22 protein-coding genes are annotated in these 25,330 nt (G+C 69.5%); 10 read left to right on the forward strand and 12 right to left on the reverse strand.

Annotated features, from left to right (window positions below; translation table 11 throughout):
- Positions 1 to 181 precede the first annotated feature (181 nt).
- Positions 182 to 1,060, forward strand: a complete 879-nt coding sequence (locus tag A4W93_RS29965) for a hypothetical protein (RefSeq protein WP_157131802.1) — start codon at positions 182 to 184, stop codon at positions 1,058 to 1,060.
- Positions 1,061 to 1,161: 101 nt separating this feature from the next.
- Positions 1,162 to 1,338: a hypothetical protein gene (locus A4W93_RS29970; protein ID WP_157131803.1), complete on the forward strand. Its 177-nt coding sequence runs from the start codon at positions 1,162 to 1,164 to the stop codon at positions 1,336 to 1,338.
- Here A4W93_RS29970 and A4W93_RS28965 read toward each other — a convergent pair.
- Positions 1,335 to 2,342, reverse strand: a complete 1,008-nt coding sequence (locus A4W93_RS28965) for a hypothetical protein (RefSeq protein WP_085753910.1) — start codon at positions 2,340 to 2,342, stop codon at positions 1,335 to 1,337. The two genes, A4W93_RS29970 and A4W93_RS28965, sit on opposite strands and share 4 nt — an antisense overlap.
- Before the next feature lie 42 nt (positions 2,343 to 2,384).
- Here A4W93_RS28965 and A4W93_RS28970 point away from each other — a divergent pair, with 42 nt between their 5' ends.
- The 5 genes from A4W93_RS28970 to A4W93_RS28990 all read left to right on the forward strand — a co-directional run bounded on the left by A4W93_RS28970 (position 2,385) and on the right by A4W93_RS28990 (position 4,570).
- Positions 2,385 to 2,852: a hypothetical protein gene (locus tag A4W93_RS28970; protein ID WP_157131804.1), complete on the forward strand. Its 468-nt coding sequence runs from the start codon at positions 2,385 to 2,387 to the stop codon at positions 2,850 to 2,852.
- 4 nt (positions 2,853 to 2,856) lie between these two features.
- A complete protein-coding gene (locus A4W93_RS28975; protein ID WP_085753912.1) occupies positions 2,857 to 3,276 on the forward strand; it encodes a hypothetical protein in 420 nt (139 codons plus the stop codon).
- An 11-nt stretch (positions 3,277 to 3,287) separates the two neighbouring features.
- Positions 3,288 to 3,563, forward strand: a complete 276-nt coding sequence (locus A4W93_RS28980; protein ID WP_085753913.1) for a hypothetical protein — start codon at positions 3,288 to 3,290, stop codon at positions 3,561 to 3,563.
- Between the two features lie 10 nt (positions 3,564 to 3,573).
- Positions 3,574 to 3,855, forward strand: coding sequence for a hypothetical protein (locus A4W93_RS28985; RefSeq protein WP_085753914.1), 282 nt, complete (start codon positions 3,574 to 3,576; stop codon positions 3,853 to 3,855).
- A 259-nt stretch (positions 3,856 to 4,114) separates the two neighbouring features.
- Complete coding sequence (locus A4W93_RS28990; RefSeq protein ID WP_218919176.1) at positions 4,115 to 4,570, forward strand: NUDIX hydrolase; 456 nt, start codon at positions 4,115 to 4,117, stop codon at positions 4,568 to 4,570.
- Positions 4,571 to 4,579: 9 nt separating this feature from the next.
- Here the strand turns inward: A4W93_RS28990 and A4W93_RS28995 are convergent, their stop codons facing one another.
- Positions 4,580 to 6,184, reverse strand: coding sequence for a GMC family oxidoreductase (locus A4W93_RS28995; RefSeq protein ID WP_085753915.1), 1,605 nt, complete (start codon positions 6,182 to 6,184; stop codon positions 4,580 to 4,582).
- A 62-nt stretch (positions 6,185 to 6,246) separates the two neighbouring features.
- The gene (gene rnk, locus A4W93_RS29000) at positions 6,247 to 6,657 is read right to left on the reverse strand and encodes a nucleoside diphosphate kinase regulator (protein WP_085753916.1); all 411 of its coding nucleotides are present in this window, start codon (positions 6,655 to 6,657) and stop codon (positions 6,247 to 6,249) included.
- 299 nt (positions 6,658 to 6,956) lie between these two features.
- Here rnk and A4W93_RS29005 point away from each other — a divergent pair, with 299 nt between their 5' ends.
- Positions 6,957 to 7,820, forward strand: a complete 864-nt coding sequence (locus A4W93_RS29005; protein ID WP_085753917.1) for an alpha/beta fold hydrolase — start codon at positions 6,957 to 6,959, stop codon at positions 7,818 to 7,820.
- 1 nt (position 7,821) lies between these two features.
- Here A4W93_RS29005 and tgt read toward each other — a convergent pair whose 3' ends face one another.
- The 3 genes from tgt to A4W93_RS29020 form a co-directional block, all read right to left on the reverse strand.
- A complete protein-coding gene (gene tgt / locus A4W93_RS29010; protein WP_085753918.1) occupies positions 7,822 to 8,952 on the reverse strand; it encodes a tRNA guanosine(34) transglycosylase Tgt in 1,131 nt (376 codons plus the stop codon).
- 54 nt (positions 8,953 to 9,006) lie between these two features.
- A complete protein-coding gene (locus A4W93_RS29015; RefSeq protein ID WP_157131805.1) occupies positions 9,007 to 10,080 on the reverse strand; it encodes a hypothetical protein in 1,074 nt (357 codons plus the stop codon).
- A gap of 74 nt (positions 10,081 to 10,154) precedes the next feature.
- A complete protein-coding gene (locus A4W93_RS29020; protein ID WP_157131806.1) occupies positions 10,155 to 12,530 on the reverse strand; it encodes a hypothetical protein in 2,376 nt (791 codons plus the stop codon).
- Positions 12,531 to 12,741: 211 nt separating this feature from the next.
- On the opposite strand from A4W93_RS29020, the gene A4W93_RS29025 reads away from it, so the two are divergent.
- Positions 12,742 to 13,416 (forward strand): response regulator, encoded by a 675-nt coding sequence (locus A4W93_RS29025; protein ID WP_085753921.1) that lies wholly within the window; start codon positions 12,742 to 12,744, stop codon positions 13,414 to 13,416.
- A 21-nt stretch (positions 13,417 to 13,437) separates the two neighbouring features.
- On the opposite strand, the gene A4W93_RS29030 is transcribed toward A4W93_RS29025, so the two are convergent.
- The 6 genes from A4W93_RS29030 to A4W93_RS29055 form a co-directional block, all read right to left on the reverse strand.
- Entirely contained in the window at positions 13,438 to 15,618 is a 2,181-nt protein-coding gene (locus A4W93_RS29030) for an SdiA-regulated domain-containing protein (RefSeq protein ID WP_169726601.1), read from the reverse strand.
- 84 nt (positions 15,619 to 15,702) lie between these two features.
- Positions 15,703 to 18,018 (reverse strand): ATP-binding protein, encoded by a 2,316-nt coding sequence (locus tag A4W93_RS29035; RefSeq protein ID WP_099960013.1) that lies wholly within the window; start codon positions 18,016 to 18,018, stop codon positions 15,703 to 15,705.
- Between the two features lie 77 nt (positions 18,019 to 18,095).
- Positions 18,096 to 20,417: an ATP-binding response regulator gene (locus A4W93_RS29040; RefSeq protein WP_085753924.1), complete on the reverse strand. Its 2,322-nt coding sequence runs from the start codon at positions 20,415 to 20,417 to the stop codon at positions 18,096 to 18,098.
- Positions 20,418 to 21,605 carry a PQQ-dependent sugar dehydrogenase gene (locus A4W93_RS29045; RefSeq protein ID WP_085753925.1) on the reverse strand — a complete coding sequence of 396 codons (1,188 nt, stop codon included), beginning with the start codon at positions 21,603 to 21,605 and terminating at the stop codon, positions 20,418 to 20,420.
- Positions 21,602 to 22,657, reverse strand: a complete 1,056-nt coding sequence (queA, locus tag A4W93_RS29050) for a tRNA preQ1(34) S-adenosylmethionine ribosyltransferase-isomerase QueA (RefSeq protein ID WP_085753926.1) — start codon at positions 22,655 to 22,657, stop codon at positions 21,602 to 21,604. Before queA ends, A4W93_RS29045 begins: the two co-directional genes overlap by 4 nt.
- Positions 22,658 to 22,673: 16 nt before the next feature.
- On the reverse strand, positions 22,674 to 23,171 hold the full coding sequence (locus A4W93_RS29055) for a hypothetical protein (RefSeq protein WP_085753927.1): 498 nt from the start codon (positions 23,169 to 23,171) through the stop codon (positions 22,674 to 22,676).
- Between the two features lie 79 nt (positions 23,172 to 23,250).
- On the opposite strand from A4W93_RS29055, the gene recG reads away from it, so the two are divergent.
- Positions 23,251 to 25,308 carry an ATP-dependent DNA helicase RecG gene (gene recG, locus A4W93_RS29060; protein ID WP_085753928.1) on the forward strand — a complete coding sequence of 686 codons (2,058 nt, stop codon included), beginning with the start codon at positions 23,251 to 23,253 and terminating at the stop codon, positions 25,306 to 25,308.
- Positions 25,309 to 25,330: the final 22 nt, after the last annotated feature.

Consider the following 25,330-nt stretch of genomic DNA (forward strand, 5'->3'; position numbering starts at 1 on the left):
GAATTGACCCTGAGCTATGTTCGCCGACTTGGGCAATCGGGACGACGCAGTCAATGTTGAGTCCGATCCACTGTGGTGGGTAGCAGTTCCGGCTGCGGGGCAGTTGAGTTGCACGCACTAGCAGCCCGGCTTCGCGTTAACCTTCGATAGAACAGTCGCGAGCACACTCGCGAAAACTGCAATGGCCGCGGACTTCAAACTCTCCAGAATTGTCATCGTCGAATCGCTTGAAGCTGGTGAAGTTCGAACGGGATTGGCGTTAAGCGAATTCATCAAGGGACTTGGTGATGTCATCGCGCTAGAGCTTCCTGTTGAATATCGAAGTTGTGAAAGCAAGGGCGAGTTCCTTGAAGTTATCGTAAACCTCTCAAGAGAAACTTGGAGCGGTAACCAAGCGCCGCTTCTCCACATTGAGAGCCATGGCGACCCGCAATTCGGACTGGAGTTCGCGAACAGCAGTCTCTTGTCATGGGATGACTTGTCGTCAGCCTTGGTTCAACTCAACAAGGCCAGCCGGTTCAACTTGGTTTGCGCCGTTGCCGCCTGCTATGGGGCATACTTTTTAGACCGATTCTCAACTATCGATCCCGCGCCGTGCTATGCACTAGTCGCACCGAACGAAGCCGTGGATTCAGCCGAACTCATGGCCGGCTTTCGCGACTTCTATCGAATCATGTTCCAGAAGCGAGACGCAGGACTGGCAGTTGACACGTTGCTCCGCCGGCATCGAACTCGAAACGTGTGGTTCGCTCAACTGGCCGAGGGCTGGTACGAGCATGTATCCGTGGGATACGTGAAAGCCCATTGCACCAAGCCCATGATGCGAGAGCGATGCCAAAAGCTGCTTAGAAAGTTGCGCAGCGAAGGCGACTCCACAAGTATGGGAAAGTTGAAAAGAATGCTATCGAGGTTGAATCGAACCGAGCTGGTTGGGAAGCACTTCAATACATACTTCATGACCGACGAAATTCCAGAAAACATCGGTCGGTTTCAACACGTACGGACGAAAGTAGCGCAAGAAGTCGCGAGCTTGCGAGCCACGGGAAGGTACTTGGTATAGCCTGTGAGGGCCAGACCTTACCTCCTGCGGTCATCGAGGCACTAGGCAGAACCCATCCGGGGTCAGGCCCGAAATCTGAAGTTCAAACTTCAGACATTAGCTTGAGCGTGCGGCATGTGGCCGGGGCGCGGGTGCTTTTCCGTGGTGGCGTGCCCATCGCGACGAGCGTGCGCGGCCAGATGGAGACGCTGGTCGCGCTTGACCCGGCCGAACTCGCGGTGGTGCGCCGGGCCCTGTCGCTCGACCCGGCGTGGCGTTTCCTGCGGGAGCCCGCCTAGAAGCGGTAGAAGGCCGTGAAGAGCAGGTCTTCACGCGCCCCGGCGAAGCCCACCTCGGCCATCACGCTCCACATCTTGTTCAGCGTCCAGTTGGCCCCCACCAGCGCGTTCCAGCGGTGCTTGGGTTCCACGTGGATGCTGTAGCTCATGCTCGTGACGGGTGCGAGGGGCGTGCCCGCGGTGTCGAAGTCGGCCGTTCCCGTGATGTTGATGTCCGACTTCAGGTACGTGCCGCCCACGTACCACGTCAGCATGCCGCCCTCGCCCAGGTGCTGGTTGTAGCCGATGCGGGGCGCGATGTTCCAGGTCTTCGCGTTCGTGTCCGACATCGTCAGGTCGGAGATCACGTACGTGATGGGCAGCGCGAAGAACAGGTTGCGGTGCGCCCCCGCCACCGTGGCGCCAGCCCCGTAACTCTTGCCGTGGTACTTCGCATGGGCCGTGCCCTTGAGCGTGCGCGAGCACAGCTCGGGCTGCAGCGCGGGCGCGAGGTTGCAGCCGGGCACGCCGAGGTACTCCATCAGCCCCTTGCCGGACATCTCGATGTCGATCTCGCCCGTGCCCTGCGTGTAGCCGCCGATCGCGTACAGGTTGAGGAACGGGAACACCCACGCGCCGGCCTGCAGCTGGAACGACTGCGTCTTGATGTCCGCGCGCGGGAAGCTCACGAAGTCGGCGTTCGTCTTCGGGCCGCCGTTGAAGCCCACGGCCAGCGAGCTGAGCACCCGCTCCTCCCTGCCGAGGTACAGGGACGCGCCGATGTCGTAGGGATTGGGCAGGTCGATGCCGCGGTCGATGACCTTCTGCGCGAAGAAGGGCAGGGCGTGGTCCCATTGGGGACGGGGGGCGGGTGGAGCGGGGTCGCCACCCAGGTCGGGCAACTGGGGCCCCGTCATCGGCGGCACCACGCGCCCGCCGTAGGCGAGCTGGGTGCCCTGGGCCAGGGCGGAGGCCGAGAGTGCCAGGAGGCATCCGGCGACAGTGAGGTTGCGGGGAAACGGCATCGGCACGAAACTCCCTCCACCGCCACTCGAAGGATTCGGACCATGCCGGATTCCCGCAGCAGTTGCCGCGCAGCATATCGCGCCACCTCCCGTTTCGGGGCCATGGCCCTGGCGGTGGGGCTGGCCACCGGGTGTTCCGCGTGGCGCCACACGCCCGAGCAGAAGATGGCGCACGAGCTGCAGGCGCTGCAGCAGGCCGTGCCGCAGCATGTGACCGACCCGGCCCGTGCGGCACGGTTGAGCGAGGCCATCCGCGGGCTCGACACCGACCTCACCGAGTTTCGCCGCGAGTTCACCACGATGCGCGAGGACTTGCGTGCGGCCAATGCGCGGCCCGACGTCACCCGGCCCGAACTCGAGCAACTGATCGATGGCTACGACACGCGCCGCAAGGCCTTGCGCACGCGGGTGTTGGCCCGGCATGCCGAGATGATCGCGGCCACCACGGCCGACGAATGGGCGGCCCTCGCGAAACACGAACGCAAGGCGCTGAGCGCCGCGATGGAGTGAGCCCATGCGCCGTCGCACCCAACGGGGACAGGCCTTGATCCTCATCTTCCTCGGCACCTTGCTGCTCGGCGGCGCCGCGGGCGGGGCCCACGGCCTCTTCAGCGCCCACCAGCGACACCAGCTGCGCAAACACATCGAAGCCACGGTGACCGATCCCGTGCGGCGCGAGGCGCTGGATTTCACGCTGGAGGCGATGGAGCGGGAGGCCAGGCATCGGGCGGCGGAGCAGGTTGCGCTCGAAAAAGAGCTGTTCGATGCGATGGCGCGGCACGACACGGCACCGGCCGAGTTCGAACAGTTGACCGCGCGGGCCGATGCCGGCAACGCGGCATCCAATCGGACGATGCTGGGCCTTCGGTTCCAGCTTCGGGAGCAGTTGACCGACACACAATGGCGCAGTGCCTTCGTGCCTGGAACACCTTAGGTCGCGTTCACATGACCACGTCATTCCTCGTGGCGTCCATCGGGACATTGATCGTCTATGCTCTGTGGATCTCGGTGATGGTCGTGAGCAGCCCGTTGCTCGAGCAGCATCAGAAGATCGTTCAACTTGTGCTTGTCTGGCTTTTGCCGCCACTCGGCACGATTGCCGTGCATCTCATCCACCGTGCCCAGCGCCAAGAGACACCTGGCCTTCGAGCTGCTGCAATGGAAGCGCAAGCAGACCAGGGTGTTTCGCCGAGAGACTTTGCCAACCCGAACTCTGACTGACCAAGGCAACGTGAACATCACACCCACTCCCATCACCGCAGCGATCGCAGGACTCTTGGCCGGCCTGGTGATGCCGGTCCTCTGGACTCGGCTGGGTGGCGAAAGCCTCGCTCTGGTGGCGGCGTTCCTGCTGGTCGTTGCGCTGCCGGCACACGCATTCGTGGTGGGCTTCAGTCGTGGCGAGCCCGCCGCATCAAGGGCCTTGGACACCGCGTTGCTCAAACGCGTGGGTGCCTGGCTTTCCGCCGCCGTGGTCGCGATTGTCTTCGCCCACTTTTTCGTGGGTCAGTAGCACCGATGGCCAGCCCATCCGCTCAAGTCCAACACCAGGCTCCGTAGGCTCATGTCACGTCTCCAGCGAGATCAGCGGATGGAAGGGAGGAGGGTGTTCGCCATTTCCTTGGTGGCACTGGCCGTTGGATTTCTGGCAGCTCTATTGCTTCCACCTCTCGTGCCCTTCATCGAGGTGGATCGGTGCTTGGACGCTGGAGGAATGTACGACAACGACGCTGGCGAATGCATCCACGCCGATGTGAAACGCTAGGGGCGGCATGCACATGAATGTGCTTCCGAACAAGGTGTGCCCCGTCGTGCTTCGTCGTTCGGGGGAGACCGTCGAGATACTTGCTTTCGTACATCCTCTCGCGGGTTGCCAGCTGGTGAAGGGAACGATCGAAGCCGGCGAAGAAACCACAGTGGCCGCGCTGCGCGAACTCGCGGAGGAGTCCGGCATCGTGGATGCGTCGGTCGCGCGCGTCATGGGCATCTGGCCCTCGGGTTTCGAGCAGCAAGTCTGGGCATTCGTGGAGTGCGTCCCGAGGTCACCGTTGCCGCAATCCTGGACGCACGACGCACCGGACGATGGTGGGCGGACGTTTCGCTTCTTCTGGCATCCCCTGCATCAACAAGCAGATCCGGAAGGCTGGCATGTCGTCTTTCGAGAAGCGATGCGATTCATTCAGGAAGCACATCGAGAGGGCGTCACGCGGCAAGACGGGCACCTCTGATGTCGAAGGTCAGGCGCCTCCGGCCAGGATCATCTCAGCGGCCTTCTCCGCGATCATGATGACGGGCGCGTTCGTGTTGCCACCGACCAGGGTCGGCATCACCGACGCATCCACCACCCGCAATCCGTCGACCCCACGCACACGCAGCGACGGGTCCACCACCGCCTCGTCATCCACCCCCATGCGGCACGTCCCCACCGGGTGGTAGATGGTCTCGGCCCGCGCGTGGATCACCTCGCGCACCTCGGCCTCGCTTTCCACGCCCTCGGTGAACAGGTCTCGCCCCAGGCGAGAACGGATGGCCGGCGCGTCGAGCAGGCGACGCGCGAGGTGGTAGCCCCCCACCATCTGCTCGATGTCGTCGGGATGGTCCAGGTACTTCGGATCGATGACGGGCGGCTCGCGCATGTCGCCGCCCGCCACGGTCACCGTGCCCCGGCTCTTCGGCCGCAGCACGCACACATGGCACGACAGCCCGTGGCGCAGGTGCAGCTTGCGGGCGTGGTCGTCGACCACGGCCATCACGACGTGCAGCTGCACCTCGGGCACCGGTGACTCGGGCGTGAGGCGCAGGAAGCCGCCGGCCTCGGCGAAATTGCTCGTGAAGCGGCCGCGGCGTTCGCGGCGGTAGCGGAACACGTCGCGCAGGGTCGGCAGCCAGCCCGGCGGCGTGAGGCCGAAGAGGGCGGTGTCGGGGACGTGGTGGCCGAAGGTGAAGTCGAGGTGGTCCTGCAGGTTGCGGCCCACGCCCGGGAGGTGGTGGCGCAGGCGGATGCCGGTCTTCTGCAGCATCGCGCCGTCGCCCACGCCGGAGACGAGCAGCAGCTGCGGGGTCTGCAGCGCGCCGCACGAGAGGATGGTCTCGCGGCGGGCCGTCACGGTGAACACCGAGCCCTTCTGTTCCACCTCGACGCCGGTGGCGCGCTTGCCGTCGAACAGCACGCGCAGCGCATGGGTCTCGGGGAAGACCTGCAGGTTCGGGCGGTCGGCCAGCACGGGGTGCACGTAGGCACGCGCCGCGCTCCAGCGTTCGCCGTCCTTCTGCGTGACCTGGTACAGGCCGAAGCCTTCCTGCTCGGCGCCGTTGAAGTCGTCGGTGATCGGGAAGCCCGCCTGGCGCGCACCCTCGATGAGGTTGGCATGCCACGGGTTGTCGGTGCGCAAGTCGGCGACGTTGAGCGGGCCGCCCTGGCCGTGGAACTCGTCGTGCAGGCGCTCGTTGTGTTCGGCCTTGCGGAAGTACGGCAGCACGTCGTCCCAGGACCAGCCGGGGTTGCCGAGCGCGGCCCAGTGGTCGTAGTCGGACCGGTGGCCGCGGGTGTAGATCATCGCGTTGATGGCCGACGAGCCGCCGAGGGTCTTGCCACGCGGCTGGTAGGCGCGGCGGCCGTTGAGCCCGGGCTGCGGCACGGACTCGAAACACCAGTTGTGCAGCGGGCGCGGCAGGGTGGCCACGGCGCCGACGGGCACGCGCAGCAGCAGGCCGGTGCCGTCGCTACCGGCTTCCAGCAGGGCCACCGTGGTGGCCGGGTCGGCGCTCAGGCGGTTCGCCAGCACGCAGCCGGCCGAGCCGCCACCCACGATCACGTAGTCGAACTGCTGCAGGTCGGGCACGCGGGCTCCGGGTCACGAGGATGGGGGATGCTCGGCGTCCCGCCACGCCCTGTCAATCCGGTTCAGGCCGTGTAGTCGCCGGCGAGTTCGGGCTGGTACTCGAGTGCCGAGACGACGATGCCGTGCCCCCGGCCGTCCGGCGCCGACCACGACACGGTGGCGCCAACCCGCCGGCCCAGCAGCGCCGCACCCAGCGGTGACAGCACCGACACGTGGCCGGCCGCGGCATCGGCCTCGTCGGGATAGGACAGCGTCAGCACCGAGGGCACGCCCGTTTTCACATCGGCGACCCGCACCCGCGAGTTCATCGTGACGACGTCGGGTGGCACCTCACGGGGCATCACCGTGTGGGCGCCGTCGAGCAGCAGGTCGAGGGGGCCGCCGGCCGCCGCGGGCGTGCGGCGCACGAGGGTGGTCAGGCGGACGTGGTCGAGTTCGGAGAGCAGACGCTCGTCCGCGAGGAGGTGTTCCATGGCATTCCAGTCGATCGGGAAAGGGGCGCGCGGGATCCGGTGGGCCCGGCGATCGATGGTTTGCGCAGTGAAGGAAACGTGTGGGGGTGGGGATCGCCGGGCTCAGGAATGTGCAACCGGCAGCGGGCGGTGCCGGCCGGTGGTGCACATCGAGGGGGCGGGTTGAAGCATGGAATCGATGATAACCGCACACCCCTCGGCGGCGGGGGATGACGTCCACCACCCGGAGGTGGTCAAATAATGCACACCCGTCCACTTTATAGAACCACAGGGCGGTTTTCCCCGGAGAGAGACACACCATGAGCTTCATCCACAAGGCCCTCGTGGCCCTGGCGCTGAGCCGCGCCCGCCGGAAGGCGCACCTCGTGCGCCGCACCGTGCGCCTCGACACCGGCGAGACCTACGTCTACCTCGACGGCGGCACCGGCCCCACGCTGCTGCTGCTGCACGGCTTCGGCGCCACCAAGGACAACTTCACCCGCGTGGCCGCGCTGCTCACGGGCAGCTACCGCGTCGTGGTGCCCGACCACCTGGGCTTCGGCGAGTCCGACAAGCCCGAGCACGCCGACTACTCGCCCGTCGCCCAGGCCCGCCGCTTGCGCACGTTCGTGCAGGCCCTGGGCCTCGGCGCCGTCGACCTGGGCGGCAACTCGATGGGCGGGCACATCGCGATGACCTACGCCGCGCTGTACCCGGACGACGTGCGCAGCCTGTGGCTGATCGACGCGGGCGGCGTGTGGTCGGGGCCGCAGGGCGAGCTGCAGCAGCACCTGCAGCGCACGGGACGCAACCTGCTCGTCGCGTCCACGGAGGACGAGTTCGCCGAGGTCTTCCGGTTCGTCGTGCACAAGCCGCCGGTGGTGCCGAAGTCCATCATGAAGGTGCTGGCGCAGGCCCGCATCGCGAACCTCCCGCTCGAGCGGCGCATCTTCGCGCAGGCCTCGGCCGACTCGGTGGAGGACCGCGTGCGCGGCCTGCCGGTGCCCACGCTGATCGTCTGGGGGCAGGAGGACCGTGTGTTCCCGCCGGGCACGGCCGACGTGATCCACGCGCTGCTGCCCAACTCGGAGGTGGTGGTGCTGCCGGAGATCGGGCACCTGCCGATGTTCGAGGCGCCGGAGCGATGCGCGCAGGACTACAAGGCGTTCAGGGCCCGGCTCTGACCTATGTCGTGCCGCGCGCCCGGTCTGCCTTGAACTGCGCCACGAACTGCGGGAACGTGCCTGCGTCCAGCGCCTCACGCACCTCGCGCATCAGGTTCACGTAGTAGTGCAGGTTGTGGATGCTCGCCAGCATGGGCGCGAGCATCTCGCCGCAGCGCTCCAGGTGGTGCAGGTACGCGCGGCTGAAGTGCTTGCACGTGTGGCACGTGCAGGTCTCGTCGACGGGGCGTTCGTCGGTGCGGAAGCGGCTGTTGCGCAGGCGCACGTCGCCGAAGCGGGTGAACAGGTGCGCGTTGCGGGCGTTGCGGGTGGGCATCACGCAGTCGAACATGTCGACGCCCGCGGCCACGCCTTCCACCAGGTCCTCCGGCGTGCCCACGCCCATCAGGTAGCGCGGCTTGTTCGCCGGCAACCGGTGCGGCGTGTGGGCGACGATGCGTTGCATCTCGGGCTTGGGTTCGCCCACGCTCACGCCGCCGATGGCGTAGCCCGGCAGGTCGAGGTCGACCAGGGCATTGAGGGACTCCTCGCGCAGGTGCTCGAACATGCCGCCCTGCACGATGCCGAAGAGGGCGTTCGGGTTCTCGTTGCGGTTGAACTCGTCGAGGCAGCGTTTCGCCCAGCGCAGGCTGAGTTCCATCGACACCCGCGCCTCGCGCTCGGTAGTCAGGTGGCCCTTGGTCTCGTACGGCGTGCATTCGTCGAACTGCATGACGATGTCGCTGTTGAGCGCCCGCTGGATCTGCATGCTGGTCTCGGGCGTGAGGAACAGCTTGTCGCCGTTGACCGGCGAGGCGAAGCGCACGCCTTCCTCGCTGATCTTGCGCATCTCGCCGAGGCTCCACACCTGGAAGCCGCCGCTGTCGGTCAGGATGGGCTTGTTCCAGCCCTCGAAGCGGTGCAGGCCGCCGAACTGGTTGAGCACGTCGATGCCCGGGCGCAGCCACAGGTGGAACGTGTTGCCGAGGATGATCTGGGCGCCCATCTCCTCGAGGGACGACGGCAGCACGCCCTTGACGGTGCCGTAGGTGCCCACCGGCATGAACACGGGCGTCTCGACGACGCCGTGGTTGAGGGTGAGGCGGCCGCGACGGGCATGGCCGTCGGTCTGGAGGAGTTCGAACTGGAGCATCCCGCGATTGTCGCAGCGCCGGCGGGTTCCGGCGAGGCGGTCAGGAAAGCGGGGTCAGAGGTCGCCCCAGACGTAGCCCACCCGGAACTCCCGCGAATGGGCCTCGTCGCCCAGCCGGTCGATGCCGAAGCCGAGCCGCCAGCCGGCCCAGTCGAGGGCCACGCCGAGGCGGCGTTCGTGGGTGTCGTACGCGGCGCCCACGTGGGCCTCGCCCACGCGCTGGCGTGCGGCCACCCGGGGCAGCACGCCGAAGCCGTCGACGTAGTCAGCGCTCACGGCGAACTCGGTGTCGGGCGACAGGCGCCAGCCCACCCGCGCGTTGGCGATGCCCGGGACGGTGCGGTTGACCGTCTCCTGCGTGTAGCGGCCCTCGATCAGCGGCTTGTAGATCACGAAGCCGTCAGCGTCGATGGCCTGGGTGTTCGTCGACAGCACGGCCTCCTGCTGCGGCAGGCCGCGCCAGCGCATCCAGCCGGCGTTGCGCCAGCTCACCGCGGCGGACCAGTCGTCGCCGCGCCAGCGCAGGGCGCCGTCGGTCAGCAGCGCGAAGCCGCGGGCCGCGAAGTCCTGCTGGAACGGGAACTCGAGCCGGCTGTCGATGCGGCGGTAGCGCAGGTCGAACGCCCACTGGTTCAGCGCGGCGTCGTAGGCGGCCGGTCCGTCGAGCTGGAACTCGCGGTACTGGCCCAGCACCAGCGCCTGCAGGCCGAACATGGCCTGCCAGCCCCGGGCGATCTCGAAGGTGCGGCTCCATGCGGCCCCGCCCCCGGTGTAGCTCTGGTACTTCGCATGCACGTTCCACTGCTGCGAGGCGGTGGGCGTGCCCACGGCCTCGAGGGTTCGGGCGATGTCGAGCGCGTCGGCGGTGGACACGAGCGTCGCGTCCTGCCGCGCCAGCAGCGACCAGGTGTTCGCGCCGCGCTGCGTCGAGATGCGCAGTTCGTCGTGCATGTAGGCGATGTTGCGACCCGACCGCGGCTGGAACTGGCCGGCGACGTCGTCGATGTCGAGCTGGTGCAGCGGCAGCGCGTCGGCGTGCCGCGACGAGGTGAGGTCGACCTGCCAGCCCGCGGCGAATGCCGAAACGGGCAGGGCCAGCCCCAGGGAAAGGATGCAACGATGGATCACGGTCTCGCGTTCCGGGAAAAAACGGAAATGGCGGCCCGGCATCGCTGCCGGGCCGCCAAGGGGTCACGCGTCGATCACAGCCCGATGTCGAGCGAGATGAAGGTGCCGTCGGTGAAGGTCAGGGTCAGGTCCTTGAACTTGCCCACCACCTCGGTGTTGTTGACGTAGAGGTCGGCTTCCTTCGCGTCCGGGCCCCAGGTCATCGACAGGTTCGACGCGGCTTCGGTCAGCTTGGTCGAGTACTTGCCGTTGGCCTGGCGGGTGGCCACCGCGCCGACCTGCTGCTTCGGCGTGCCGTTGACGATCGAGCGGTAGCTCAGCGTCACGGTGGCCGGGCCGTCTTCGTGGCTGGCCATGGCCGTGTTCAGCGTCAGTTCGAGCTTCGGACGGGTCGGGGCGGTCACGGAACCCGTGAACGTCAGCGACGTGTTGAAGTTGTTCGTGGCGCTGTCCTCGGCGGTGGCCGTGTAGTTGCCATAGCCGGTGATGGCGGCGGTCAGCGAACCGGCCAGGAACTCGTTCGTCGTGCCGTTGCTGATGTTGCGCAGCGAACCGGTCAGCGTGCCCTTCGTCGGGATGTGCGACGTCAGCGACTTGTCCCAGGCGTTGTCCGTCAGGGCCAGGGTGCCGGCGAACTCGGAGTTGCCGGTGGTCCACACGAGGTCGATGGAGGCGGTGGCGATGTCGCCGCCGGCCGGCTCGACCGCCGTCGGAGCGTTGCGGGCCACGAGGTTACCGTTCGCGTCCCACGACATCGGGATCTCCGAGGTCGAACCCGACTTCACGTCCAGCGTGCCGAGCAGCGTGCCGTCGGCCTTGTACGACTTGGCCGTGCCCTTGAAGGTCGTCGACGACATGTTGTCGGCGCCGATCGTGCGGGTGCCCGACAGGTCGACCGTGGTCTTCGCGTCGATGAGGGTGGTGCCACCGGTCTCGAACGCGGCGGCGAAGTCACCCACCAGCTGGACGGCCGTGATGCGGTTGTTGACGATCGTCGGGGTGGCGACGCCGACGACCGACTCGGACAGCGCCTCGTTGACCGGGTTGGCGCACGGTGCCGGGTTGCAGCTCGTGGTGCGGCGGGCGCGGGTCGAGTAGGCGAACGTGCCATCGGCCTTCGGCTCGATCGAGAAGCCGTGGCGGTACCGCGTCGCCACGGTCCCGTTGTTCGTGAAGGTGAAGACCACCTTGTAGTTGACCGTGCAGCCGATGAACTTGGCGTTGTCCTTCGACGTGGCGAGTTCGGTGTTCTGCGCCGTCGTGTAGAGCGAGCAGCCGACGGTCGGGAAACCGTTCTGCTCGTCGCCGCGGTTGCGGGTCATCGCGCCCGTGCCGAACATGAAGTCGTTGTACATGTCGATGCCGGTGATGATCGCGCCGGCGTCCTTCACGACCATCTCGGCGGGAGCCTGCACGGCCTCCATGGCTTCGACGAACTTGAAGGCTTCCTGGTTCACGGCGCCCTTGGCGATCGACGTGGCGCCGCCCTTGCTGAACAGGGCCTGGAAGTCGCTGCGGATGCCGGTGAACAGCTGGGTCGCGGCGGCGATGGCGGTGACGTTGCCGGCCGGGGCGGGCTTGCCGTCGCCTTCGAGCTTGCCGACGACGCCGGCGACCGTGCCTTCGTTGATGGTCGTGCCAGCGGTCAGCTGCGGGTCCGCCACGACGGCTTCAGCCGCGGCGACCAGCTTCTCGGCGACGTTGACGCCGCCGACGGTCCCGGGGTTCGTGGAGGTGATGGACGCCGAGGCGGCCAGCGCGTCGACCACGCATTTCGTGCGGGCACCGAGGTCGGTGGCCGAGCAGCCGAGGCCGCCGTCGTTCGCGAGCTTGGACACGGCGGTCAGCATCACGGCGAGGGCCTGCTGCTCCGGGGTCGTGGCGTTCTGGAGCGTGGTCGGGGCGATCACCGAGGAGTCGAAGCCCAGCAGCTGGCGCACGTTCGACAGCGCGGTCGTCGCGTTGGTGGCGGTGATGCCGCCTTGCGCGCCGGCAGCGGCGGCCGCGGCGAGTTCCGTGAACGGCGTCACGTGCGACGTGATGGTCGTGGTGCCCGTCGTCGGGGCGATCACGAGGCTGCGCAGCGAGAAGCCGTCGGGAAGCGAAACGGCCTGGCCGGTGACTTCGTCGAGGGTCTTGGTCTTGCCGGAGATGGCCGAGACACGCACCACGTACGGGGTGCCGCGGACGCCTTCGAAGCTCGGCAGCGTGTACTTGCCGTCAGCGTCGGATTCGACGGACGACAGCGTCTTGGTCAGGTCCACCGTGCCGTCGGCCTTGACGGGGTGCACGGAAACGAGTGCGAACTGCAGCGCGCCCTTGGCGGCGACGCCGGACAGAGCGACAGAAGACGTGGTCGGCGTCGTGGTGCCGCCATCGCCACCGTCACCACCGCAGGCGGTGACGAGACCGGCGACCGCGAGGGTCGCCAAGAGGGAATGCAAGCGCATCGGGTGATCTCCCAGTGAAGGCGCCTCCCGGGCGCCCTTGTGTCGACGCGGACCCCACCTGGAATCCGCCTGCCGAGACTGTGTCAGCGCGGAAACAAAACCGGGATCGGTGTGACGGGTGACCGCGCCACATGCCGGCATCGGCCATCCGGATGAGGCCGCGCCGGTCCGAGCACCGATAATCGAACGATCCCGTGCTCCGCCATCCGGCATGAAAACGCTCCTCGTCGACGACCACACCCTGTTCCGCGAAGGCCTGGCGATGCTCATCTCGCACGGGTTCCCCGACGTCCAGCTGCACCAGGCCGGCGACATCGCCGAGGCGCTGGGCCTGCTCCGGTCCGATGGCGGCTTCGAGCTCGTGCTGCTCGACCTGGGGCTGCCCGACAGCGCCGGCGTGCAGGGGTTGCAGCGCCTGCGCGAGCAGGCGCCCGATGTCACCGTCGTCGTGCTGTCAGCCGACGAGACGCCCGAGACCGTGCTGTCGGCCATCGATGCCGGAGCCGCCGGCTTCGTGCCGAAGACGGCCAAGGCCGGGGTCATGCAGGCCGCGCTGAGGGTGGTGCTGGCCGGTGGGGTCTACCTGCCGCCGTCGGTGCTCGGGCACGCGCGCGGCGAGCCGGCTCCCGTGGCCAAGGTGGAAGCGCCCGTGGCCGACGATCCCGAGGCCACCGGCCCGGGTGGCCTGTCGCCCCGCCAGGCCGACGTGCTGCGCCTGCTGGTGGCGGGCAAGCCGAACAAGCTGATCTGCCGCGAGCTCGACCTCGCCGAGTCCACCGTCAAGACCCACCTCGCGGCGATCTTCCGCAAGCTGGAGGTGACGTCGCGCACGCAGGCCGTGGTGGCCGCGGCGCGGCTCGGACTGGTCTTCGGCGCCGACCGCTGACGCGGCCGGCGCCGTGCCCCGTCAGGGGTACAGCGAACCCGCCGTCACCGGGAAGGCGGTGGTGTCGTTGCGCACCCAGTTCGCCGTGTTGGCGATGGCCGCGCGCAGTGCGGCCGGGTCGGCGATCGAGAGCGTGCCGCCGTAGCGCACGTTGTCGTCCGGCGTGAACGCGATGAACGCGCCCGCGGGGTTCAGCGCCGCCTGCAGCGTGGCGTCGAGCGGGCCCGCCGTGCCCATGTTGATCGCGGCGAGGTAGCGGTCGACCACCAGCGTCGGCGCACCCGCGGCCACCGGCAGGGTGGGGATGCTGCCCTGGAACGCGAAGATCGTTTCGGTGGAGGTGCTGATGCCGCCGCCCGAGCCGACGATGTTGCCCTTGTCGGTGGTGGGCGTGGCGGCGTCCGGCAGCACGGTCACGATGGTGCCGGCGGCGTAGGCGCGGTCGGCGGTCCACATGAAGGCCGATTCGTTGGTGGCGGTCAGGCTGTCGCGGTCGCTGAAGGCGATCTGCGTGCCGGCCGTGATGTCGCGCATCAGGATGAAGGCGAAGGCGTCCGTGGCGTCGCCGTTCACCGCGATGAACAGCAGGTCGCCCGCGGCGAGCGTGGTGGGCGGCGTGGTGCCGGCCGTGACGAAGTTCAGGGCCGTGGTGTCGCTGATGCCCGCGAACGCGTTGCCCACGGTGTCGGTCACGGCGGTGGCGGCCACCAGCACGTGGTAGGCCGTGCCGCTGCGCAGGTCGGCCGTCGGGTTGACGGTGACCGTGGTGCCGTTGAAGGTCACCTGCGTGGTGTCCGTCGCCGCGATGGTGCGGACATCGTCGCTGCCGTTGCTGATCGTGAAGGCGCCGGTGCCGGCCTTGACGGGTTCGCTGAACGTGAACGTGAGGTTGCCGCCCTCGGCGATGGCCGTGGCGTTGTCGATCGGCGTGCTGGATGCGAGCGTGGGCGCCGTGGTGTCGGGCACCGACGTGAAGGCGAGCTTCTGTGCGTCGGACACGGCCTGCGTGGCGGTGCCCGCGGCATCGCGGAACACGCCGCTGGCGAACTGGACGCTGTACGCGGTGTTCGGCACCAGGTCGGCCGTCGGGTTGATCTTGACCGTCGCGCCCGAGATCGTGACCTGCGTGGTGTCGGTGACCGCGATGGTGCGGGTGTCGCCGCCGCTGCCGATCAGCGTGATGTTGCCGGTGCCGGCCAAGACGTTCGCGGAGAACGTGAGGTACAGGTTGCTGCCGAGGCCCACGGCGTTCGCCGAACGGGTCGGTGCGAACACCCACAGCTGGGGCAGGGCCTGCGAGCCGCCGCCGGCCTCGTTCGTCACGTACAGGTTCAGCTGCTTGTCGAAGGTGACCCCTTCGTGCTGGGCCGACTGCAGGATGTCGAGCGTGCCGTACACGCGCCCGGTGCGGTCGGTCTTGACGAGGCGTCCCGTGTCGTTGCTCAGCACGATCAGGTGCGAGTAGTCCGGGGCGGTCGACGGCAGCACGTTCGACAGCGCATGGATGTCGCCGAAGTCGGCGACGTTCAGCTTGGCCGGGTCGAACAGGTCCTTCGGAGTCTCCGTCGTGGCGGAACCGTTCGAGGCCGTGCCCGCGACGAAGTCGATCGTGGTCTGGAAGATGCCCTGCGGCGTCATCTCCTTGACGAACACGTAGCCGTTGGTCATCGGGTCGAACGTGACCCCTTCGAGGCCGATGTTGCCCACCGTGGTGGCGAGCTTCACCGTGCGCACCGTGGCGGCGTCGAGCGTCGTGCCCGCCTTGTAGGTGAAGAGGTTCGCGCTGCGCACGCGTTCGTCGGCGACGACGAACTGGCCGTTGCCAATCGCGGCGATGCCTTCCGGATCCGCGAAGAGGCCGGCGGGCAGCGACATGGTGTCGATCACCTGGCCGGTCTTCGAGATCTGCGTGATGTACGTGCCTTCGTCGCCGACGATGAACAGGCTGTCGGTGGCGGCGTCGTACGTGACGGCCGAGACTTCCGCGGCGATCTGGTTGACGCCGGCGCCCGTCGCGACCGGCAGCGTGTAGCGGCCGGTCTGCGTGTAGTTGCTGAGGTCGAGGCTTTCACCCGGCGGCGTGAACGCGAGCGTCGGGGCGCCGAGGGGCGCGGCGACCGTGGTGTCGTCGTCGCTGCCGCAGGCGGTCAGCGCCAGGACGACCGCGGAAAGCAGGAAACCATGTCGGAGTGTGAAGGGCACGGGTCGCACGGGATGGGTCTCGTAGGCCAAAAGCCCTGGAAAGTAACGACCTCCGGTGACGTTTTCGTGACAGCCTCGGTGCCGCTACACCACCTCCCCCACGGCCACCGTGGCCCGTGCCTGCAGCACGGCGGCCAGCAGCGCCTCGCTGCGGAAGGGCTTGTGCAGCACCGGCACGCCCGAGGCTTCCAGCAGCGTGAGGTCGCCCGGCGAAGTGTCGCCGGTGACCACCATCGCGCGCGTGGCACCGCAGCGCTGCCGCACGAGTTCGATCACCACGAGGCCGCTGCCGCCGGGCAGTCGCTGGTCGGTGATGACGAGGTCGGTGAAGTCGCCCCGGTGCGGTGACCCCGCCGGCGGCAGTGCGGCGCGCAACGCGGGCACGCCGTCGAAGGCCTTGATGGTCGCGCCCCAGGCCTGCAGCCGGCCGGCGAGGCCCTCGCGCACCGCGTCGTCGTCCTCCACCAGCACGATCCGCAGGCCGGCGAGCGGCGCGGCGCCGATCTCGGGTTTCGGGGTGTCGTCCGCGGCCGGGTTCTCGACCGACGAGCGCGGCACCTGCAGGCCGAAGCACGAGCCGCGGCCCGGCGTCGAACGCAGCGACAGCGCATGACCCATCACGCCCGCACTGCGGCGCACGATCGACAGGCCGAGGCCGAGGCCGCGCGTGCGCTGGCGCGCGGCGTTGCCCACCTGCACGAATTCCTCGAACACCGCGGTCTGGTCTTCCGGGGCGATGCCGATGCCCGTGTCCCACACCTGGATCAGCACCTCGCCGGCGCCGCGGGCGCGCGCGGACACGAGCACGCCACCGCGTTCGGTGTAGCGCACCGCGTTGCTGACGAGGTTGCGCAGCACCTGGTCGAGCAGCACGGGGTCGGCCTGCACCGCGAGCCGCGTGGGGCGGAAGCGCAGGGCGAGGCCCTTCGCCGCGGCCGCGTCGCGCTCGTGGAGGTCGATGGCATCGAACAGGCTCTGGAGGGCCACACGCTGCGGGCGCGCGCGCACGGTGCCCGACTCGAAGCGGGAGAGGTCGAGCAGGCCGCGCAGCATGGCCTCCATCGACGCGACAGCCTCGTCGACGCGGTCGATCATGGCCTGCATGGGCCGCGCCGGGGCCTGCTCGCGCAGCAGGCTCACCATCAGGCCGATGGCGGCCACGGGCTGGCGCAGGTCGTGGCTGGCCGACGCGAGGAAGCGGGACTTGGTGGCGTTGGCGTTCTGCAGCGCACGGGTGCGCTGCAGAACCCGCTGCTCCAGCTCGGTGTTCAGGCGCTCGACCTCGCCCACGGCGGTAACGAGGCGGCTCATCGTCATCACCGCGTACACGCCGAAGGCGAACGGCATCACGAGCGGGATCCAGAACCATCCCGTCACGGGCAGCAACCCCTGCTGGTACAGGTGGTCGTGCAGGCCGGCGAGGATCACGCACGTGAAGGCCACGGCCAGCACGACGTGGGTGGCGTCGCGCCGCACGCGGGCCACGCGCCACAGCAGGCCGGCCGAGATGAAGCCGGCGAGCAGCAGCACCGGGTACACCGTCATCCGCATGGAGGGCATCAGGCCCGACGGGTAGGCCGCGAGCGCGATGAGCGGCACGCCCACGCCGAACGCGAACAGCGCGCGGGTCAGGCCGCGGCCCTTCGGCGGCGGCACCTGCAGGCTGCGGGCGAAGGCGGTGAAGAGGGTGATGGTCCACACCTGGGCCGAGAAGAAGAACCAGTCCGACACGGCGCCGGGGAACAGCGAGAACTCGGCGAAGTACGCGTAGTTGCGCACCGAGCCGAGGAAGGCGAGCACGCCGAAGAGGCCGATGGTGGTTTCGCTGCGCCGGCGCGTCCACACGAGCAGCAGGAAGATCGACAGCGTCGCCATGCCCATGTTGAGCGCCCGGGGCAGTTCGCGGTCGACCACCAGCTCGTCGTTGTGGTCGGCGCGCAGCCGGATGGGGTCGCCCACGATGCCGTCGGACAGGCCGCCGCGGTCGCGGTGCCGCACCTCGATCTCGAGCACGTTCGGGCCGGCCCGCAGCATGGGCGCGGGCAACGAGAGCAGGTCGGGGATGCCGTGTTCGTTGCCCTCCAGGCTCTCGTTGCCCACGGGGAAGCCGTTGAGCAGCACGCGGCGGGTGGAGCTGATGCGGGTGAACCGCGCCGTGAGGCCGGCGCGCGGCACCTCGGCCAGGTCGAACGGGATGCGGTACGTGGCCCGGCCCACGGTGGGCCGGTGGCGGGCGCCCCAGGTGTCGGGAAGGGTGACCCGCACTTCCCGGGCGTCGCCCTCGTACTGGAAGAAGGCCTCGCGCAGGGCCACCGGGGCGATGGCATCCGCCGCGTGGGCCACGCACGTCAATGCACACCACAGCAGCAGGCCAGCCCAGCGGATCAGGCGAATACGCATGCCCGATTGTTCCGCAGGGCCGGTGGCCACGGAAGTCGACCAAATGGCCGAGCCCGCACACCGGGCGCGCGGGATCTTCACCCCGACAGTTCGCCCAGGGCCGTGGCGGCCAGCGCCAGGTGCACGGTGGCCAGCAGCGCCTCGGTGCGGAAGGGCTTGTGCAGCACCGGCACGCCCGAGGCCTCGAGCAGGGTGAGGTCGCCGGGCGAGGTGTCGCCGGTGACCACCATCGCGTGGATGGCACCGACCCGCTGCCGCACGAGTTCGATCACGAGCAGGCCGCTGCCGCCGGGGAGCGCCTGGTCGGTGACGACCAGATCCGCCATCGGGGTGCCGCGGGGCGCGCCGGCCGGGGGCAGGGCGGCGCGCAGTGCGGTGATGCCGTCGAAGGCCTGCACCTCGGCGCCCCAGGAGCGCAGGCGCTCGGCGAGGCCGTGGCGCACGTCGGCGTCGTCCTCCACCAGCAGCACCCGCAGGCCGTCGAGAGGGGTCGGCGCGGCCGGGCCCTCCACGCGCGGGCGGGCACGGCGCTCGTCGTGCCCGCGCGGCACGCGCACGCCGAAGCAGCTGCCACGGCCCGGGCGCGACTTCAGCGTCAGCGGGTGGCCCAGCACGGCCAGGCTGCGCTGCACGATGGCCAGGCCCAGCCCGAGGCCGCGCGACCCCGCCGCGGCGCCACCCACCTGCACGAACTCCTCGAAGATCGTGGCCTGGTGTTCGGCGGCGATGCCGACGCCCGTGTCCCACACCTGCAGCAGCACCTCGCCGTCGCCCCGCGCCCGGGCCGTGACCAGCACGCCGCCCCGTTCCGTGTAGCGCACGGCGTTGCTGACGAGGTTGCGCAGCACCTGCTCGAGCAGCACCGGGTCGGACAGCACGGCCAGCCGCGTGGGCCGGAACCGCAGCGTCAGCCGGCGCGCGTCCGCCGCCTCGCGTTCGTGCAGCGCGATGGCGTCGAACACGGTCTGCAGCGGCACCCACGCCACGCGCGCGTGCACGGTGCCCGACTCCAGCCGGGACAGGTCGAGCAAGCCCTTGAGCATCGACTCCATCGAGGCGACGGCGTGGTCGACGCGGTCGATCATGCCGCGCAGCCGCGGGTCGGGGACCTGCTCGCGCAGCAGGCCCACCATCAGGCCGATGGCCGCGACGGGCTGCCGCAGGTCATGGCTGGCCGACGCGAGGAAGCGGGTCTTCGCGAGGTTGGCCGTCTGCAGCGCCCGCGTGCGGGCGAGCACGCGGTGCTCCAGCTCGACGTTGAGCCGCTCCACCTCGCCCACCGCGCTGACGAGCCGGCCCATCAGCATCATCCCGTAGATGCCGAAGCCGACCGGCATCGCGAACGGCAGCCAGAACGTGCCGGTGATGGGCACGAGGCCCTGCTGGAAGAGGTAGTCGTGCGCGCCCGCCGCCACCACCGCGGCGAAGGACCCCACGAGCGCGACGTGGGTCAGGTCGCCCTGCGAGCGCACCGAACGCCAGAGGAAGCGCACCGCGACGACCGCGAGCACGAACAGCACGGGGTAGGTGAACGTGCGCAGCACCGGCAGCTGCGATGCGGCCGAGAACCCGATGGCCAGCAGCGGCATCGCGATGGCGATGGCCGCGAGCCAGCGCCACCCGCGGCGCCAGGCGGCGTGCCCGTCGTCCAGGCTCAGCGCGAAGGCGCAGAAGAGGGTGACGGTCCAGATCTGCGCGGCGTAGAAGAACCAGTCGGTGACACCGGCCGGCAGCAGCGACACGTCCGAGAAGTAGGTGTAGTTGCGCAGCGACCCGACGGCCAGCAGCACCCCGAAGAGGCCGATGGTCCATTCGCTGCGCCGCCGCCACCACAGCGAGAACATGAAGGCGGCCAGCACCATCATCCCCATGTTCAGGATGCGGGGCAGCTCGCGGCTCCACAGCGCATCGCGGTCGTGCACCAGCCTCAGTTCGTTCGCCGGGCCGATGGTGGCCGCGGACAGGCCCGCGCGGGAGCGGTAGCGCACCTCCACCTCGAGTTCGTTGCGCCCGGGCCGAAGCATCAGCGAGGGCAGGTCGAACACCTCGGGCACCGGGTGGTCGCGGCCCGCGACGTTCGGGGCCGTGATGAGCCGTCCGTTGAGCATCACCTTGCGCGTGGAGCTGACCCGCGTGAAGCGCACGGCGAGCGGCTGGTCGGGCACACGGTCGAGCTGGAACACGAGGCGGTAGCGGGCCGTGCCCTGGTTGGGCAGGCCGCGCTGCACCCAGGTGTCGGGCAGCGGCACGGTCTGTTCGGCAGCGCCCGCCTTGAGGAACGCGGCCTGGTCGAGCACCACGAGGTCGACGGGCGGCTCGCCCATCGCGGCCGCCAGCGCCAGCCGGCCGGCGAGGGCGCATGCGAGCACCCCACGCGCGAGCAGCCGGCGCCACCGCATCTACTTCGACTCCCGCCGCACCATCAACACCGTCTTGTTGCGGTCCTCGACGATCCAGAGGTGGCCGGCGCGGTCCACCGTGAGGCCGGTGGGTGCCCCCTTGGGACGCACGCCCTCGGCGGCGTTCCAGCCGCCCACCACCTGCACCGGCGCCGCGGCGGGGTGACCCTTCGCGTCGACCTTCAGCGCCATCACGCGCTGGCCGGTGGGACGGTGGCCGTGCCAGGCCACGAGCACCTGGCCGGCCCACGGGCTCGGATTCGACGCCGGCACCGCGAACAGCTGCAGCGGCGCGGCGTGTGCGGGCCAGCGCTGCGCCGGCGCCTCGGTGGCCTTGCAGTCGGCCTTCTTCTCGTAGCCGCGCGCGACCTGGCGGTCACCGGTGCAGTACGGCCAGCCGTAGCGGGCGCCCGCGCGCAGCACGTTGAGTTCCTCGGGCGGGTTCTCCGCGTCGGGGTAGTCGATGCTGTTCTCGCCCTGCAGCAGCGTGTCGCCCACGAACGCGAGCGCGACCGAGTTGCGCAGGCCGGTGGCGTAGGGCTTGAGCGACTTCAGCGCGGGCGTGCCCTCGCCGAGCACGGCCTCGTACACCGCGGCGCGCGGCGTGTCGCCCTCGACCTCGGGGCATGGCATCGCGGGCTGGTTGCTCGCGTCGCGGCAGGCGTCCGACGCGGAGCCCACGTTGATGAACATGCGGTTGCCCGGTGCGAAGGCGATTTCCTTCAGCGGGTGGGCGCCACCGTCGGGCAGCTTGTCCACCACCACCTCCTGCACCACCGGGCCGGTGGCGGGCGTGCGCCAGATGCGGCCGGCCTCGCCCACGTACACCTTGCCGTCGGGCCCCACGGCCAGCGCGAGCGGCCGGTCGAGCTTGCTCGCGAGCGTGGTGATGCGCACGCGTTCGGCGGGGTCGGTGGCGGATTCGTTCAGGGTCATCTCGAGCAGCCGGCCCTGGCGGGGCTCCCAGTTGCCCATGTCGATGATCCAGAAGCGGTTCGGTGCGAGCTCGACGATGCGGCGCGGGAAGCGCAGGCCACGGGTGTTGTCGGCGACCAGCGCCACGCACCAGCCCGCCGGCACCGCCACATCGACCTTCGGGAACGGCCCGCAGGTGCCTGACGGCGTGTACGGTGCGGCGTTCGCCATCAGCGGCGCGGCGAGCGCCAGCGCGACAAGGAGCGCCTTCATGCGGCCGCCCGTTCGAGCAGCATCGCGTCGCCGTAGCTGAAGAAGCGGTAGCCGTGCTCGATGGAATGGCGGTACAGGCCCATCACGCGGTCGTGACCGGCCAGGGCGCTCACGAGCATCAGCAGCGTGCTCTTGGGCAGGTGGAAGTTGGTGACGAGCACGTCGATGACCTTGAAGTCGAAGCCCGGGGTGATGAAGATGGCCGTGTCGCGGCTGCCCGCCTGAAGCGTGCCGCCGGCGGCCGCCGATTCGAGCGCGCGCAGCGTGGTGGTGCCCACCGACACGACCCGCCCGCCCGCGGCCTTCGTGGCCGCGATGGCATCCACCGTGGACTGCGGCACGTCGAACCATTCGCTGTGCATGCGGTGGTCGGCGATGTTGTCGGTGCGCACCGGCTGGAACGTGCCCGCGCCCACGTGCAGCGTGACCGCGGCGCGGCCGATGCCCCGCGCGGCCAGTTCGGCGAGCAGGGCCTCGTCGAAGTGCAGCGCCGCGGTGGGCGCCGCCGCCGCGCCGGGGTTGGCGGCGAACACGGTCTGGTAGCGGCGTTCGTCGTCCGCGTCGTCGGCGTGCGTGATGTACGGCGGCAGCGGCACGTGGCCGTGGCGTTCGATGAGCGCGAACGGTTCGCTCGGGAACCGCAGGTGGAAGAGCGAGTCTTCCGGGCCGCCACGGCCCAGCACCTCGGCCTCGAACGAACTGGACCCGTCGCCGCTCGTGAAACGCACGCGGCCGCCGGCCTTCGGCGACTTGCTGGCGCGCAGGTGCATCCACACCTCGTTCCCCGGCAGCACCCGTTCGACCAGTGCCTCGACCGAACCGCCGCTGGCCTTCGCGCCGAGCAGCCGCGCCTTGATGACCCGCGTGTCGTTGAAGACGAGCAGGTCGCCGGCGCGCAGCAGCGACGGCAGCTCGCGGAAGATGTGGTCGGCGGGCGGCCACCGCGTGCCGTCGAGCAGGCGCGAGCCGCTGCGTTCGGCGGCGGGGTGCTGGGCGATCAGTTCGGGCGGCAGCTCGAAGTCGAAGTCGGCCAGCGTGTAGGAACGGGACATGGTGAAGCGGAGAAGGTCAGCGGGGCACCGCGTTGCGGAACATCGGGTCGGTGAAGAGCTGGCCCACGAGTTTGCTGTAGACGAGGCCCTGCTCGCGCGGCACGTTGGCGTCGGCGCGCCAGGTGGACGACGAGCGCAGCTCCTTGTCGTACACGACCCGGCCGCCGGTGGTGACGATGAAGCGGGCCGCCACGGTGCCGCTCGTCTTGCCCAGGTCGGCCGAGACCAGTTCGCCTTCCACGACGGCGCCCGAGGCCGGGTCGAGCAGGCCGGCGCCGGAGAGTTCGGTGGACAGCGTGTCCTTCAGGTGGCGGGCCTCGGCGGGCTTGCTGTCCTTCACGGACCGGAACTCGCCCACCGCGACCGGACGGATGCCCGCGGCCTTGGCCTTCGAGAAGTTGTCGGTGGTGACCTGCGCGGATTCGGTGGGGACGGCGGGTTGCGCGCAGCCCATCACGGCGGCGGCGGCAAGCACCAGCACCGGGAGCAGGCGGGAGAACGAGGGTCGGGACATGGGTGTCTTCCTGTCGGATGGGAGGTATTCGGGTACGGCGCCGCCATGCTATCAGCGCCGTCCCGGGCAGAATCGCCCCATGCCCGAGGTTTCATCCCCCCCGAACAAGGAGAAGTCCGCCCCGCAGAAGGCGATGGAGAAGCTCGACCTGCGGCGCGACATCGACCTGGCGCTGCACCTCCCGCTGCGCTACGAGGACGAGACCCGCATCACGCCCGTGCGGGCGCTGCGCGACGGCGACACGGCGCAGGTCGAGGGCATCGTCACCCACTGCGAGGTGCAGTTCCGCCCGCGCCGCCAGCTCGTGACCAAGCTCGACGACGGCTCGGGCACCCTCGTGATGCGCTTCCTCAACTTCTACCCCAGCCACCAGAAGACGCTGGGCGTGGGCAAGCGGGTGCGCGTGCGCGGCGAGGCGCGCGGGGGCTTCTTCGGCATCGAGATGGTCCACCCGAACTTCCGCGGCGTGGACGACGACACGCCGCTCGCGGCCGCCCTCACGCCGGTGTACCCCACCACCGCGGCGCTGCCGCAGGCCTACCTGCGCAAGGCGGTGGCCGGTGGGCTCAAGCGGGCCGACCTGGCCGAGATCATCCCCGCCCCGCTCGTGCCGAAGGGCATGTGGGGCCTCCGCGATGCGCTGCGTTTCCTGCACGAACCCTCGCCCGACACCCGGCTCGACGAGCTGGAGGACCACAGCCACCCCGCCTGGCAGCGGCTCAAGTTCGAGGAGCTGCTGGCCCAGCAGCTCTCCCAGCTGCAGGCCAAGCGCGAGCGCGAGCACCAGCGGGCGCCGAAGTTCTCGGTGCGAAAGGGCGGCCTCCAGGAGAAGCTGCTCGCCGCGCTCCCGTTCGCGCTCACCGAGGCTCAGCGTCGCGTGGTCGAGGAGATCGCCGGCGACCTGCAGCGCGAGGTGCCCATGCACCGGCTGCTGCAGGGCGACGTGGGTTCGGGCAAGACGGTGGTGGCGGCGCTCGCGGCCACGGTCGCGATGAACGACGGCTGGCAGTGCGCGCTGATGGCGCCCACCGAGATCCTCGCCGAGCAGCACTTCCGCAAGCTCGTGGGCTGGCTGGAACCGCTCGGCATCCGCATCGCGTGGCTCACCGGCAGCCGCAAGGGCAAGGCCCGCCGCGAGATGCTCGAGGCCGTGGCCTCGGGCGAAGCGGCCCTGGTGGTGGGCACCCACGCGGTGATCCAGGACGACGTGGTGTTCAAGCGCCTGGGCCTGGCCGTCATCGACGAACAGCACCGCTTCGGCGTGGCCCAGCGGCTCGCGCTGCGCGAGAAGCTGGTCGACGCGGCCGAGGGCCTGGAGCCGCACCTGTTGATGATGTCGGCCACGCCCATCCCGCGCACGCTCGCGATGACCCTCTTCGCCGACCTCGACGTCAGCACCATCGACGAGCTGCCGCCCGGCCGCACGCCCATCGTCACGAAGGTCTTCAGCGACGCGAAGCGCGAGGGCGTCATCCACACCATCGCCGGCGAGGCCGCGAACGGCCGGCAGGTGTACTGGGTGTGCCCGCTGATCGAGGAGTCGGAATCCCTCGACCTGCAGAACGCCACCGAGACCCACCAGCAGCTGGTCGCCGCGCTGCCCGGCCAGGTGGTGGGCCTGCTGCACGGCCGCATGCCGTCCGCCGAGAAGGCCGCGGTGATGGCCGAGTTCACCGCCGGGCGCATGCACGTGCTGGTGAGCACCACGGTGATCGAAGTGGGCGTCGACGTGCCCAACGCGTCGCTGATGGTCATCGAACACGCCGAACGCTTCGGCCTGAGCCAGCTGCACCAGCTGCGCGGGCGGGTGGGGCGGGGGTCGGTGGCGAGCGTGTGCGTGCTGCTCTACACCGCGCCGCTGTCCGACACCGGCAAGTCACGGCTGCGGGCCATGGCCGAGACGCAGGACGGCTTCGAGATCGCCCGGCGCGACCTGGAGATCCGTGGGCCGGGCGAGTTCATGGGCGCCCGCCAGTCGGGGGCGCCGCTGCTGCGTTTCGCCGACATGGCCCTCGACGAGGAGCTGGTGCAGGTGGCCCGGGCGGCCGCCGAGGTCATGCTGGACCGCCACGCCGAGGCGGCGGAGCGCCACGTGGCCCGATGGCTCGGCGCCAAATCAGACTATTTGAAAGCCTGATCCGTTAGTTTCGGTTAATCTC

The organism is Piscinibacter gummiphilus (assembly GCF_002116905.1).
Classification (GTDB): Bacteria; Pseudomonadota; Gammaproteobacteria; order Burkholderiales; family Burkholderiaceae_C; genus Rhizobacter; species Rhizobacter gummiphilus.

What these genes read in the sequence shown, in the direction of transcription:
- A4W93_RS29045 (WP_085753925.1), bottom strand. Translation starts at nt 21,605, where the DNA reads ATGAAGGCGCTCCTTGTCGCGCTGGCGCTCGCCGCGCCGCTGATGGCG.
- A4W93_RS28980 (WP_085753913.1), top strand. Translation starts at nt 3,288, where the DNA reads ATGACCACGTCATTCCTCGTGGCGTCCATCGGGACATTGATCGTCTAT.
- A4W93_RS28990 (WP_218919176.1), top strand. Translation starts at nt 4,115, where the DNA reads ATGCACATGAATGTGCTTCCGAACAAGGTGTGCCCCGTCGTGCTTCGT.
- A4W93_RS29965 (WP_157131802.1), top strand. Translation starts at nt 182, where the DNA reads ATGGCCGCGGACTTCAAACTCTCCAGAATTGTCATCGTCGAATCGCTT.
- A4W93_RS29020 (WP_157131806.1), bottom strand. Translation starts at nt 12,530, where the DNA reads ATGCGCTTGCATTCCCTCTTGGCGACCCTCGCGGTCGCCGGTCTCGTC.
- A4W93_RS29035 (WP_099960013.1), bottom strand. Translation starts at nt 18,018, where the DNA reads ATGCGTATTCGCCTGATCCGCTGGGCTGGCCTGCTGCTGTGGTGTGCA.
- A4W93_RS29025 (WP_085753921.1), top strand. Translation starts at nt 12,742, where the DNA reads ATGAAAACGCTCCTCGTCGACGACCACACCCTGTTCCGCGAAGGCCTG.
- A4W93_RS28975 (WP_085753912.1), top strand. Translation starts at nt 2,857, where the DNA reads ATGCGCCGTCGCACCCAACGGGGACAGGCCTTGATCCTCATCTTCCTC.
- rnk (WP_085753916.1), bottom strand. Translation starts at nt 6,657, where the DNA reads ATGGAACACCTCCTCGCGGACGAGCGTCTGCTCTCCGAACTCGACCAC.
- A4W93_RS29055 (WP_085753927.1), bottom strand. Translation starts at nt 23,171, where the DNA reads ATGTCCCGACCCTCGTTCTCCCGCCTGCTCCCGGTGCTGGTGCTTGCC.
- A4W93_RS28965 (WP_085753910.1), bottom strand. Translation starts at nt 2,342, where the DNA reads ATGCCGTTTCCCCGCAACCTCACTGTCGCCGGATGCCTCCTGGCACTC.
- queA (WP_085753926.1), bottom strand. Translation starts at nt 22,657, where the DNA reads ATGTCCCGTTCCTACACGCTGGCCGACTTCGACTTCGAGCTGCCGCCC.
- A4W93_RS29040 (WP_085753924.1), bottom strand. Translation starts at nt 20,417, where the DNA reads ATGCGGTGGCGCCGGCTGCTCGCGCGTGGGGTGCTCGCATGCGCCCTC.
- recG (WP_085753928.1), top strand. Translation starts at nt 23,251, where the DNA reads ATGCCCGAGGTTTCATCCCCCCCGAACAAGGAGAAGTCCGCCCCGCAG.
- tgt (WP_085753918.1), bottom strand. Translation starts at nt 8,952, where the DNA reads ATGCTCCAGTTCGAACTCCTCCAGACCGACGGCCATGCCCGTCGCGGC.
- A4W93_RS29005 (WP_085753917.1), top strand. Translation starts at nt 6,957, where the DNA reads ATGAGCTTCATCCACAAGGCCCTCGTGGCCCTGGCGCTGAGCCGCGCC.
- A4W93_RS28970 (WP_157131804.1), top strand. Translation starts at nt 2,385, where the DNA reads ATGCCGGATTCCCGCAGCAGTTGCCGCGCAGCATATCGCGCCACCTCC.